Annotated in this window: 12 protein-coding genes and 1 pseudogene; 8 read left to right on the top strand and 5 right to left on the bottom strand. The window is 68.4% G+C overall.

Features of this window, described 5'->3' with window-relative positions:
• Nucleotides 1-150: pseudogene (locus tag AU185_RS25885) on the bottom strand (hypothetical protein); the annotation flags it as partial.
• 82 nt (nucleotides 151-232) lie between these two features.
• Here AU185_RS25885 and AU185_RS25310 point away from each other — a divergent pair.
• The 5 genes from AU185_RS25310 to AU185_RS09685 are packed head-to-tail and all read left to right on the top strand — an operon-like array spanning nucleotide 233 to nucleotide 5,510.
• The gene (locus tag AU185_RS25310) at nucleotides 233-1,408 is read left to right on the top strand and encodes a hypothetical protein (protein WP_172800383.1); all 1,176 of its coding nucleotides are present in this window, start codon (nucleotides 233-235) and stop codon (nucleotides 1,406-1,408) included.
• 1 nt (nucleotide 1,409) lies between these two features.
• The gene (locus AU185_RS09700; protein ID WP_059101744.1) at nucleotides 1,410-2,063 is read left to right on the top strand and encodes a DUF4129 domain-containing protein; all 654 of its coding nucleotides are present in this window, start codon (nucleotides 1,410-1,412) and stop codon (nucleotides 2,061-2,063) included.
• Complete coding sequence (locus AU185_RS09695; RefSeq protein ID WP_286143063.1) at nucleotides 2,060-3,229, top strand: DUF4350 domain-containing protein; 1,170 nt, start codon at nucleotides 2,060-2,062, stop codon at nucleotides 3,227-3,229. The genes AU185_RS09700 and AU185_RS09695 overlap by 4 nt, the downstream gene beginning before the upstream one ends.
• Complete coding sequence (locus AU185_RS09690) at nucleotides 3,226-4,191, top strand: AAA family ATPase (RefSeq protein ID WP_059101745.1); 966 nt, start codon at nucleotides 3,226-3,228, stop codon at nucleotides 4,189-4,191. Before AU185_RS09695 ends, AU185_RS09690 begins: the two co-directional genes overlap by 4 nt.
• Nucleotides 4,188-5,510 carry a DUF58 domain-containing protein gene (locus AU185_RS09685; protein ID WP_059101746.1) on the top strand — a complete coding sequence of 441 codons (1,323 nt, stop codon included), beginning with the start codon at nucleotides 4,188-4,190 and terminating at the stop codon, nucleotides 5,508-5,510. The genes AU185_RS09690 and AU185_RS09685 overlap by 4 nt, the downstream gene beginning before the upstream one ends.
• Before the next feature lie 234 nt (nucleotides 5,511-5,744).
• Here the strand turns inward: AU185_RS09685 and AU185_RS09680 are convergent, their stop codons facing one another.
• The gene (locus AU185_RS09680; protein ID WP_059101747.1) at nucleotides 5,745-6,737 is read right to left on the bottom strand and encodes a stage II sporulation protein M; all 993 of its coding nucleotides are present in this window, start codon (nucleotides 6,735-6,737) and stop codon (nucleotides 5,745-5,747) included.
• Between the two features lie 29 nt (nucleotides 6,738-6,766).
• Here AU185_RS09680 and AU185_RS09675 point away from each other — a divergent pair, with 29 nt between their 5' ends.
• A complete protein-coding gene (locus tag AU185_RS09675; protein ID WP_059101748.1) occupies nucleotides 6,767-7,630 on the top strand; it encodes an RDD family protein in 864 nt (287 codons plus the stop codon).
• A gap of 2 nt (nucleotides 7,631-7,632) precedes the next feature.
• Here the strand turns inward: AU185_RS09675 and AU185_RS09670 are convergent, their stop codons facing one another.
• Both AU185_RS09670 and AU185_RS09665 read right to left on the bottom strand, forming a co-directional pair.
• Nucleotides 7,633-8,127 carry an anthrone oxygenase family protein gene (locus tag AU185_RS09670; RefSeq protein ID WP_059101749.1) on the bottom strand — a complete coding sequence of 165 codons (495 nt, stop codon included), beginning with the start codon at nucleotides 8,125-8,127 and terminating at the stop codon, nucleotides 7,633-7,635.
• A 67-nt stretch (nucleotides 8,128-8,194) separates the two neighbouring features.
• Nucleotides 8,195-8,857 carry a DUF998 domain-containing protein gene (locus tag AU185_RS09665; protein ID WP_059101750.1) on the bottom strand — a complete coding sequence of 221 codons (663 nt, stop codon included), beginning with the start codon at nucleotides 8,855-8,857 and terminating at the stop codon, nucleotides 8,195-8,197.
• Nucleotides 8,858-8,925: 68 nt separating this feature from the next.
• On the opposite strand from AU185_RS09665, the gene AU185_RS09660 reads away from it, so the two are divergent.
• The gene (locus AU185_RS09660) at nucleotides 8,926-9,561 is read left to right on the top strand and encodes a TetR/AcrR family transcriptional regulator (protein WP_059101855.1); all 636 of its coding nucleotides are present in this window, start codon (nucleotides 8,926-8,928) and stop codon (nucleotides 9,559-9,561) included.
• Between the two features lie 9 nt (nucleotides 9,562-9,570).
• Nucleotides 9,571-10,551: an AraC family transcriptional regulator gene (locus tag AU185_RS09655; protein ID WP_059101751.1), complete on the top strand. Its 981-nt coding sequence runs from the start codon at nucleotides 9,571-9,573 to the stop codon at nucleotides 10,549-10,551.
• Here AU185_RS09655 and AU185_RS09650 read toward each other — a convergent pair.
• The gene (locus AU185_RS09650; RefSeq protein WP_059101752.1) at nucleotides 10,501-11,835 is read right to left on the bottom strand and encodes a carotenoid oxygenase family protein; all 1,335 of its coding nucleotides are present in this window, start codon (nucleotides 11,833-11,835) and stop codon (nucleotides 10,501-10,503) included. The two genes, AU185_RS09655 and AU185_RS09650, sit on opposite strands and share 51 nt — an antisense overlap.
• Nucleotides 11,836-11,837 lie beyond the last annotated feature (2 nt).

The raw sequence follows: 11,837 nt of genomic DNA, 5'->3' as shown, positions 1-11,837 counted from the left end.
ACCCGCGGTACCGGACCCGCCGGCGTGGGTGCTCATGGCCACCATCCTGTCGAGGGCGATGCGAATCGACAACGTCGCGGTGCGCAGCTTGTCTTGGGACTTCATCGCCGTCGTCAGGTCGGCCCGCAACCGGTCCTTGAGCTCCGCCATGAGCCAAAACTACGCCGCCGAAGTCCGGCACGGCCGCGCGACGACGTTGTCAATTCGCATCGCCCTCGACAGGATGGTGGCCATGAGCACCCACGCCGGCGGGTCCGGTACCGCAGGTCCGCCGCCGGGGTACGGGCCACCACCCGGCTATCCACCGCCGGGCTACGCGGCGCCGCCGGGCTACTCACCTCCGGGTTACGGGCCGCCCCCGGGATACGGGCCGCCCCCGGGTTACGGGCCGCCGCCGGGCTACGGGCCGCCGCCGGGATACGGGCCGTTCGCGCTGAAGCCGGGGGTCATCCCCCTGCGGCCCCTGAGCCTGTCCGACATCTTCAACGGCGCGGTCGGCTACATCCGGGCGAACCCGAAAGCGACGCTCGGCCTGACCACCATCGTCGTGGTCATCACGCAGGTCCTCGCGTTGATCCTGTCCATCGGCCCGCTGGCCGTCGGCGGTCAGCTGGTGCCGGCACTCAGCGGCGAAGAAGAGGTGTCGACGGGGGTGCTGCTCGGCTCCATGATGTCGAGCCTCGCCGGATCGGTGGCAACCGGGTTGTCGTCGATCCTGCTCAGCGGGTTGCTCACCGTCGTCGTCGGCAGGGCCGTCTTCGGCTCCGAGATCACGATCGGCGAAGCGTGGCAACGACTTCGGGGCCGGCTGTGGGCACTGATCGGGTTCACGGTCCTCGAGATGATCGGCGCACTGCTGCTGATCGCCGCGGTCGTCGGCCTCATCGTCTGGATAGCTGTCGCCGCGGGCGGCGCCGCCGCGGTGGTCATCGGAATCCCGTTGGTATTGGCGCTGATTGCGGCGCTGGTGTACCTGGGCACGATGTTGACCTTCGCGCCGGTCATCATCGTGCTCGAGCGTCTCGGCATCGTCGCCGCCGTCCAACGGTCGTTCGCGCTGATCAAGCGAGACTTCTGGCGGGTGTTGGGCATTCGGCTGCTGGCGGTGATCGTCGCCCAACTCGTCGCGGGTGCCGTCGCGTTCCCGTTCAGTCTCGGCGGGCAGATCGTGCTGATGGCGGCCACGACGACGGCTGCCGCGATGCTCGCGCTGATCCTGCTGACCGTCGGCGGTGCGATCGGTCAGATCATCACCGCACCGTTCAACGCGGGCGTGGTCGCGCTGCAGTACACCGACGGCCGGATCCGCAGAGAGGCCTTCGATCTCGTGCTGCAAACCGGCGCGGGGTACGGCCCCGCCGCCCCGTCCGACTCCACCGACCATCTTTGGCTGACCCGCCAGAACTGACGTGCCGACGATAGACATCGACCGCGATGCCGCGCACGAGGCCGCGCAGCGCGAACTCGCAAAGCCGATCTACCCCAAGGGGTCCCTCACCGAGCAGGCCATCGACTGGATCGAGGACCTGTTGTACCGATTGGCGGTGCAGGGCGCATCGGTGCCCGGGGGGTGGGTGACGGTCACGGTGCTGCTGATCCTGGTCGGGGTGGCGGTGGTCGTGGCGGTCCGGATCGCGCGACGGTCGATGAGGACCAGTCGCGGCCGCGGTGAGGCCTTGTTCGGTGGCCAGGAGCTGACCGCGGCACAGCACCGGGCCGCCGCCGAACGTTCGGCCGCGGCGGCGGACTGGGCGGCGGCGATTCGGCACCGGCTGCGCGCCGTCGCCCGCCAGTTGGAGGAAACCGGTGTGCTGGATCCCGTCCCCGGCCGCACCGCCACCGAACTCGCGCGTGACGCGGGACGACAGCTGCCGCATCTCACCGGTGAATTAGACGCCGCTGCAACGGCTTTCAACGACGTCACCTACGGCGACCGACCGGGCACCGAGGACGCCTACGCGCTGATCACCGGTCTCGACGACCACCTGAGGTCGCGGTCGCCGGTGGCCGCCTCCGCTGCGCCCGCGCCCACGGCATCCGATGGTTGGGCGGAAATCCGTTGATCGTCGAAGCCACCCCGGGCGGGCGAGGCACCGCCACGGAACCGACGATAGGCCAGCGGTGGCGCGGTGCCCGTTGGGTGCTGCTGGCGCTGGCCGTCATCGTCGCATTCGCGACGCTCAGCGCCTATCTGACCGCACCCCGGCCCGGGGGGCGGATGGATCCGGACTCCACTTCGCCGGACGGCGCTCGGGCGCTGATGACGCTGCTGCGCGAGCACGGTGTCGACGTCGTAGAGGCACCCGATGTGGCCGCGGTCGAGGCGGCCGCCGGCCCCGACACCCTGCTGGTGGTGGTGCAGACCTATCACCTCGTCGACCGTGGCGCGCTGCGCCGGTTGGCCGGGCTGCCCGGTGATCGTCTTCTCGTACAACCGATCTCGCGTAGCCGGGAAGTGCTGGCGCCGGCGATCAAGTTGAGCGGGGCAACCACCTTCGGGGGCGGGGAGCGGCCGAACTGCGATCTGCGCGAGGCGACCCGCGCCGGGGCGGTGCAGTTCGGAGTCAGTGACGCCTACGACGCATCAGACGACGACACCAGCGTGACGCGCTGCTACGACGGTGCGCTGGTCCGGTACACCGCCGACGGCCGGGACATCACGGTCGTCGGAAACTCCGAATTCATGACGAACGGCGGGTTGCTCGAGGAAGGCAACGCCGCGCTGGCCATGAACCTCACGGGCACACATCAGCGGATGATCTGGTATGCGCCGCAATTCACCGAGGGCGAAGCAGAGGGTGGGGCAACGCTTTTCGACCTCGCGCCTGAGCAGGTGAAGTGGATCATGTGGCAGCTCGTCGCGGTGGTGGTGTTGCTGGCCGCCTGGAAGAGCCGGCGCATCGGCCCACTCGTGGCCGAACGACTCCCCGTCGTGGTGCGAGCCTCCGAGACCGTGGAAGGACGTGGCCGCCTGTACCGTTCGCGGCGGGCCCGCGACAGCGCGGCCGCGGCGTTGCGCACCGCCGCGCTGCAGCGGATGCAGCCCCGCCTCGGCCTTGGCGTCAACACCGACCCGGTCGCGGTCGTCCAAGGGATTTCGGCACACTGTGGCGTCCAACCGCAGTCGGTGGCCTACGCGTTGTTCGGCCCACCACCCCGGGACGACGCCGAACTGGTCAATCTCGCACGCGAACTCGACAACATCGAAAGGCAGGTCGCACGCTCGTGACTCAGGCAGGCGGACACGATTCGGCGCGAACCGCGCTACTGGCGCTGCGCTCGGAGATAGCCAAGGCAGTAGTCGGACAGGACGCGGTCGTCAGCGGACTGGTGATCGCGCTGCTGTGCCGCGGCCACGTTCTCCTCGAGGGAGTCCCGGGGGTCGCCAAGACGCTGTTGGTCCGCACGCTCGCCTCCGCGTTGCAGCTCGACTTCAAGCGGCTGCAGTTCACCCCCGACCTCATGCCCGGTGACGTCACCGGCTCACTCGTATACGACGCGCGCACCGCTGAATTCGAGTTCCGGTCCGGACCCGTGTTCACCAACCTGCTGCTGGCCGACGAAATCAACCGGACGCCGCCCAAGACCCAGGCCGCACTGCTGGAGGCGATGGAGGAACGCCAGGTCAGCGTCGAAGGCGAAGCGCGCCCGCTGCCGGATCCGTTCATCGTCGCCGCCACGCAGAACCCGATCGAGTACGAGGGCACCTATCAGCTCCCGGAGGCGCAGTTGGACCGGTTCCTGCTCAAGCTCAACGTGCCGCTGCCGTCGCGGGAACAGGAGGTCGCGATCTTGAACCGGCATGCGCACGGCTTCGACCCTCGGGACCTGTCGATCGTGCGGCCCGTCGCGGGAGCCGCGGAACTGGCCGCGGGGCGTGCTGCCGTGCGGGAGGTGTTGGTAGCCGACGAGGTTCTCGGCTACATCGTCGACATCGCCTCCGCGACAAGACACTCGCCTTCGCTGCAACTCGGAGTCTCGCCGCGCGGGGCGACCGCGCTGCTGGCGACCGCCCGGTCGTGGGCCTGGCTGTCGGGACGCAACTACGTCACCCCGGACGACATCAAGGCGATGGCGCGCCCGACCCTGCGCCACCGCATCCAACTTCGGCCCGAGGCCGAACTGGAGGGCGCCACCCCCGACGGCGTGCTCGACGGCATCCTCGCGGCAGTACCGGTGCCGCGCTGGTGATTCTCACCGGACGTGCCGGATTGGTCGCAGGAATCTGCGTCCTGCCGATCGCGGTCTCACCGCGCCCGGCCCTCACGTTCGTCGTGCTGCTGATCGCATTGCTCGTGCTCATCGCGGTCGACGTCACACTGGCCGGCAACACCCGGCGCGTACGCTTGCGCCGGTCCGGCGACACCGCCGCACGGTTGGGCCAGCAGGTGGCAGCCGTACTGCTGGTCGACAACGCCGGCCCGCGCCGCATCAAGGGGGTCGTCCGCGACGCCTGGCCGCCGAGCGCCCGCGCCTACCCCCGTCTTCACCCGGTCAATCTGGCTGCCGGCCAACAACTCCGCCTCGTTACGGCACTGCGGCCCGTGCGCCGGGGCGACCAGGACTCGGCATTGGTCACCGTGCGCGCGACCGGACCGCTGGGGCTGGCCGGACGACAGAGCTCGCACCGGGTGCCATGGCGGATCAGGGTCCTGCCGCCGTTCCTGTCCCGCAAGCACCTTCCGTCGCGACTGGCGAAACTGCGTGAACTCGAAGGTAATACGCCGGTGCTGATCCGTGGCCGGGGCACCGAGTTCGACTCACTACGCGAGTACGTCATCGGCGACGACGTCAGGTCGATCGACTGGCGCGCCTCCGCCCGTCGCGCGGACGTGGTGGTCCGCACGTGGCGCCCCGAACGGGATCAACGCGTGGTCATCGTGCTCGACACGGGCCGCACGTCGGCCGCCCGCGTCGGCGTCGATCCCACGGCGAACGACGTCTCCGGATGGCCACGGTTGGACTGGTCGATGGACGCCGCGCTGCTGCTCGCGGCGCTGGCGTCCCGCGCCGGTGACCACGTCGACTTCCTCGCCCACGACCGCGTCACCAGGGCGGCGGTGTTCAACGCCTCACGCACCGAACTCCTCCCCCAACTGGTGGCCGCAATGGCCCCCGTCGAACCCGCGCTGATCGAATCCGACGCCGGCGCAATGGTCGCCGCGGTTCTGCGCCGCGTCCGCCGGCGTGCGCTGGTCGTGTTGCTCACCGACCTCAACGCGTCCGCGCTCGACGAAGGCCTGATGACCGTGCTGTCGCAGCTGACGGCAAAGCATGGGGTGATCGTCGCCGCGGTCGCCGACCCCCGGGTCGAGGTCCTCGCCGGCGGACGCTCCGATGCGCCGCAGGTCTACGACGCCGCAGCAGCCGAGCGCGCCCGCAACGAGCGGCGGGCGATCGCATCGCGGTTGCGGCGCCGCGGTGTCGGCGTCATCGACGCGCCGCCTGAGGAGCTCGCACCCGCGTTGGCCGATCACTACCTGGCGTTCAAAGCCACCGGCCGGCTCTAGTGTCGTGAGTCATCAGTTCGGGAGCAGAATTTGGGGTGCTTGTACGCATGCACGGGGCCGGGTGGTGCTGGTCTGCGAGATGGTCCTAGCGCCGAGATTGCATTCAGGGTTGTGCTGATCCGAGAAAACGACCACAGCCGTGTGTGCAATCTCGAGCATAGGAAGCCGAAAATGGACCACACCGAACGCGCGAACCTCGAATTCTCACTGACGACGAAGTAACGACTCAGGACACTAGCCGGTCGGCACCACATCGGGCGCGTGCTCGACGTCTCCGGTTTCGCCGGCCCTCCCGGCTCGACGTCCGAAGTGGAATATGTAAGCCAGGAAAGCGATCTCGACCGCCACGCCGATGCCTATGCGGGCCGCAGTCGGCAGCGGCGAAGGTGTCACGAGTGCCTCGATGAGGCCAGACACCAGGAGCACCGCCACCAGCCCGCCCGCCACCGCACCGATCGCGCGGCCCTGTTCGGCGAGCGCCTGCCCGCGCGGTCGGTCCCCCGGTGAGATCACCGTCCAGCCCAGCCGCATCCCCGCGCCCGCCGCCAGGAACACCGCGGTCAGCTCGAGCAGGCCGTGCGGGGTGATCAGACCGAGGAAGATGTCGCCCTTGCCCGCGCCGAACATCAGCCCCGCATTCACGCCGAGATTGGCGGCGTTCTGGAACAGAATGTACGGGATAGGAACGCCGAGCAGGATCGCAAAGCCGAGGCATTGCAAGGAAACCCAGGCGTTGTTCACCCAGACCTGAAGCGCGAACGAGCCGGCCGGGTTCTCGCTGTAATACGAGGCGAAGTCGTTGTTGATCAGCTGGTCGAGCTCTTCCGGCGTGCCGATCGACGCGCGCACCTCCGGACTGCCCGACACCCACAACGCGATGACCGCGGAGACGACGAGAAACACGACGGCCGTGCTCAACCACCACCGCCTGGACCGGTAGGCGACCACCGGAAACGACACCGTCCAGAACCGGACGAACTCCCGCCACAGCGGTGCGTGCACACTGGTCACCGCGCTACGCGCCTGCGCCACCAGGCCCGACAACCGGCCCACCACTACCGGGTCGGCGGATGCGGCGCGCAGCATCGACAGGTGCGTCGACACGCGCTGGTAGAGGTCGACGAGCTCGTCGACTTCGGCGCCGGTGAGCCGGCGGCGCCGCTTGACCAGCTGTTCGAGCCGGTCCCACGTGCGTCGGTGCGCCAGCACGAACGCGTCGACATCCACGAATCCAAATCCTAGTAGCGTGTCCCGTTATGGTCGGGCCGCAGGAACCAGTGGTGACCGGAGACGCGGTGGTCCTTGATGTTCAGATCGCCCAGCTTCCGGTTCGCGCGGTCGCAGCGCTCATCGACGTCACCGTGGTCTTCCTGCTCTACCTGATCGGGCTGCTGCTCTTTTCGCTGACGATCACCCAGTTCGATCCGGCGCTGTCGGCGGCGGTGATGATCATCTTCATCGTGCTGGCCCTGCTCGGGTATCCGCTCGTATTCGAGACCGCGACACGGGGTCGGTCGCTGGGCAAGATCGCGATGGGGCTGCGGGTGGTGTCCGAAGACGGTGGCCCGGAACGCTTCCGGCAGGCGTTCTTTCGCGCGCTGTCCGGCGTGATCGAAATCTGGATGCTCGCCGGCGGACCCGCGGTGATCTGCAGCTTGTTGTCGGCCAAAGGGAAACGGCTCGGAGACATCTTCGCCGGCACCGTGGTGATCAGCGAACGCGCTCCGCGGATGTCGCCCCCACCGCCGATGCCCCCGCAGCTCGCCTGGTGGGCATCGTCGTTACAGCTGTCCGGACTTCGGCCCGAGCTGGCGGAGCTGGCGCGCCAGTTCCTCGGCCGGGCAGCGCAATTGAACCCTGCGGTTCGCGAACAGATGGCATACCGGATCACCGCCGGCGTCGTCGCGCAGATCTCACCGCCACCGCCGCCGGGTACGCCGCCGCAGCTCGTACTCGCCGCGGTACTGGCCGAGCGGCATCGCCGGGAATTGGCTCGCCTGCAGGCAGCGCAGTCGGCACGCCAGCAGCAGTGGCCGGGGTATCAAACGCCACCACCGGTGAACCTTCCACCGCAACCGATGCCGCGTCCGGACTCCGGCGGGTTCGCCCCGCCCCGCTGAATTCAGTTGTAGCGCAGAGCTATCACCATCAGGATCGCCGCGGTGATGCTGGTGGCCGTCCGCAGGTGATTCCATGCGGTCCACGGCGAGTAGTACTCCCGCCATTCACGTGCCGCCTCGGCGACCGAAAGGCCGGCGGGGTCGACGGTGCCGAGGTGGTTGTTCAGCGGCACATTGAATGCGATCGTGATGATCGCGGCGAGCACACCGAAGACCGCGCCCACCAGCGCCCAGACGCTGCCAGGCTGGCCCCACTTCACGACGGCCATCACGCCGACGGCGACCGCGAGGACCGCAGGACCGAAATAGCCGATCAGGAAAGGCGCATTGGTGTTCGCCTCGGCGTTCATGCCGCGCATCGCAATGATCGCATCGACCGGACCGGTCCGATCGAGTCCGCGCAGCACGAAGGTCGAAAACACATACATCATGCCGGCGGCGGCCGCCGCGGCAAGCGCGGCAATCGAGGTCAGGATGACGAAGGGAGTGGCTGTCATGGCTTCAGTCAACCGGTGTGCGCAGCGGCACGCCATCGTCGAGCGTCCTGCGCGCATACGCGCGCGTCTAGGTGGCCCGCACGCCGCGATAGAGCTTGGTCGACACCGCCGCCAACCATCCCCATACCAGCACGACGGCCGCGGTGAAGGTCAGAACCGCTGCGGCTCCGCCTGTTCCGGCCAGCGCGAGGAAACTCAGCCCGAAGACGGCGCCGGTGGCCCGCGAGAACCACGCCCACGCCGGGTCACCGGTGCCTGCGAACCAGCCGGCGATCACGAAGCAGGCGGCCACCAGACACCCGAACGCGAGGCCGGCGATCGCGAAGTGCGCCATGCCGTGCCAACTCACTTCGCCCATCCCTGGCGGCGTGCCGGGTGGGAAGCCATCCGACGGATCCGCGCGGAAGACGCCGGCGCCGAGCAGTCCGACGCCGTAGGCGCCGAGCAGCGCCGCCGCCCAAGCGGACCGGCGTCCCCGACCGAGTGCGCGGCGCACACCAACTGCCGCGGCGACGGTCATCGCTCCGGTGATCAGAAAGTTGACGATCTGAATCCAACCCCAAGGGCCGTTGGCGAGTTGGCTGATCGCATGCCGGGTCGGGTCGTAGCCGTCTCGAGTGAGTGCCTGCGCGGCCGCGACGACAACGTAGATCGGTCCGGCGATGATGCCGTAGCCCAGCAGTGACTTGGTCACCCGCACATCCAGGGGTGGACAGTCAGTCGTGGTCATCGAGCGCTCCCTCCGAATAGACTGGACGGTACAGTACCGAGAACTGGACTGTCCAGTACTATATGGTCGTGACGACGGAGGCACTCGGCCGATCGGCCCGCAAGCGCGCATCGATCCTGTCCGCGGGCCGTGCGCTGTTTCTGGGCCACGGTTACCAGGGCACCAGCATGGATCAGGTGGCCGCGACGGCCGAGGTGTCCAAGCAGACCGTGTACAAACACTTCGGCGACAAGCAGGAACTGCTTCTCGCGATCGTCGACGACGCTCTCGAGCACACGGTCGCCCCGTTTGCCGACCGCATCGAAGCGCTGGCCAAGACCTCCGATATCGAGGCGGACCTGACCGCTCTTGCGGGTGACTATCTGCACGCGGTACTGCAGGAACCCGTCGTGCAGTTGCGCCGACTCATCATCGGCGAGGCCAACCGATCGCCGGCGCTGGCGCGGTTGTACTACGAGCGCGCGCCCGCCCGAACGCTGGCCGCCTACGCCGACTCCTTCGGTCACCTGCACCGCCGCGGGCTGCTTCACGCGCCCGAACCCCGCTTGGCCGCCGAACATTTCGCGTTCCTGATCGTCGGCAGGTGCATCGACCAGGCGCTGTTTCACGGCGGGCCCGATGTGCTCGAGGCAATCGACGTCGACCAGCATGTCGCCGCCGGTGTCGCGGTCTTCCTGGCGGGCTACCGCGCACCCGCGGGATAGGCTCACACCGTGGACGCCGTTGTCGGCTTGCTCGACGGGGTGCGGGCGCGCGGCGCGTTTGTGCTGCGGATGCGGATGGACCCGCCGTGGTCGCTGCTCATACGCGATGACGCGCCGCTGACCCTGATCTGTCAGACGCACGGCAGCGCAGCCATCGTGGGCGAATCCAGCGGAACGACATGGCTGCATCCCGGCGACGTCGCATTGACCCGCGGCATCGATCACTACGTGGTCGCCGATGATCCGTCGACCGCCCCGATGATCGTCATCCATCCGGGTCAGCGCTGCACGACGCTGACCGGTGACACCCTCGAGTTCGCGATGTCGATCGGCGTGCGGACCTGGGGCAACAGTGCGTCGGGCGCGACCCGGTCGGTGATCTGCGCCTATGAGGGCCGCAGCGAGGTCAGCGCCCGCCTGTTGGATGTGCTGCCCTCGGTGCTGGTGCTGCGTGCCGACGAGTGGGACACGCCGCTGGTGGACCTGCTCGGCGCCGAGGCGGGCTGTGACGGCCCCGGGCAGGAGGCCTACCTGGACCGCCTGCTCGACGTGCTGCTGATCGCGGTGCTGCGGGCCTGGTTCGGTCGTGACGGCAACGCGCCGACGTGGTGGCACGCCGAACAGGACCCCGTCGTCGGACCCGCGCTCAAACTGATCTACAACAATCCCGAGCATCCCTGGACGGTTGCGAATCTCGCTGCGGCGGTGGGTTCCTCGCGGGCGGTGTTCGCTCGCAGGTTCACAGATCTGGTCGGCGAACCACCGATCGCGTTCCTGACCGGTTGGCGACTCGCGCTCGCCGCCGATCTGCTGCAGTCAAGCGGGGCGACGATCGCGGCGGTCGCGCGCCAGGTCGGCTACAGCACGCCGTTCGCATTGAGCAGCGCATTCAAGCGGGCCTACGGCGTCAGCCCGAACACCCACCGCGCCGCGAGCGCGTCACCCGGCGATCCAGTTGCCGTGGAAGCCGTAGGGAACCCGTTGCGGTAGCTCGATTCTCGCGACCGGCGGGCCGGAGAAGTCGGAGGCGTCGATGATGACGAGGTCGCTGCCGTCACGCGCGGGGTCGTAGACGTAGCCGAGATACCAGCCGCTGCTCTCGTCGGCGGGCGCCGATGCCGACGGGACGAACACCGCCTCGCCGGGGCCACCGGGGGCTTCTGCGGTACCGAAGGTGTGCTCCACCGCGGCGCCGGTCGACAGCTCGTAGCGCACGAGCCGGCCGTCACCGACGGCGACGGCATAGCGGGCCGGCAAAGTGGCCAGCCGGTCGTCGATGCGCGGGAACTCGACCGCGCGCTCGTCGAGCTGACGTTCGGAGACGGTGCCCGTGGACGGATCGATCGTCCAACTCCACAACACGCCGTCGGCCTCGAAGCCGCCAGTGCCCCGCCACAGCTCGGGGTATCGGACAGCTTGCAGCACAATCGAATTCCCGTCGTCGTAGGCGTTGGCGACGTGGAACACATAGCACGGATCGATGTCGTACCACCGCACTTCACCGAATGGGTCGTCGCGGCGCAGCACCCCTAGACGTGCGCCGTAATCGTCGTCCCACCGATACGGCATGTCGTCGTTGGCCTTCATCGCATTCTCGAGGTCGAACACGATGGGCAGGTCCATGAAGACGACGTACGACCCGGTCAGCGCGAAGTCGTGCATCATCGTCAGCGCTGGAACGTCGAGCGGCCGGTTGACGGTCAACTCGCCGTTGGCGTCGGCGCGGTGATAGGTCACGTGCGGGGCGAAGATGTTGCCGTAACCGAAGAAGTGCAATTCGCCGGTCGTCGGGCAGATCTTCGGGTGCGCGGTCATGGAGTCGACGAGTTTGCCGCCGAAGTCGTAGGCGCCCAACGTCTCCAGATCGTTGGTGATTTCGTAGGGCAGCGACGATTCCACCAGCGCGAGCGTCTTGCCCGCGTGGTTGACGACGTGGGTGTTCGCCACGCTGGAGCGCAGGTTGCGGGTGCCGTCGGCGTTGTAGAGCGGGAAATCCTGAACGAAGCTGTCGGTGCGCACCCACCGATTGCGGTACCACTTGGCCCGGCCGCCTTCGATGCGGACGCCGTGGATCATGCCGTCGCCGACGAACCAGTGCGCCGTGGCCTGGCGCGGGTTGGGCCCGTTGCGCAGATACCAGCCGTTCAGTTCCGGCGGTATCGCGCCGTGCACCGGGAGGTTGTATTCGGTCAGTTCGTCTGCGACCGGGGCGTAGTTGCCGCGCCGGAAGAAGTCGTCGGTGCCGAAAAGCGTCGAATCGGTCGTCTCGGTCATCT

This window comes from Mycobacterium sp. GA-0227b, assembly GCF_001499855.1.
Lineage (GTDB): Bacteria > Actinomycetota > Actinomycetes > Mycobacteriales > Mycobacteriaceae > Mycobacterium.
The sequence above is the reverse complement of the archived record's forward strand: the minus strand, read 5'-3'. Positions and strand labels throughout refer to the sequence as shown.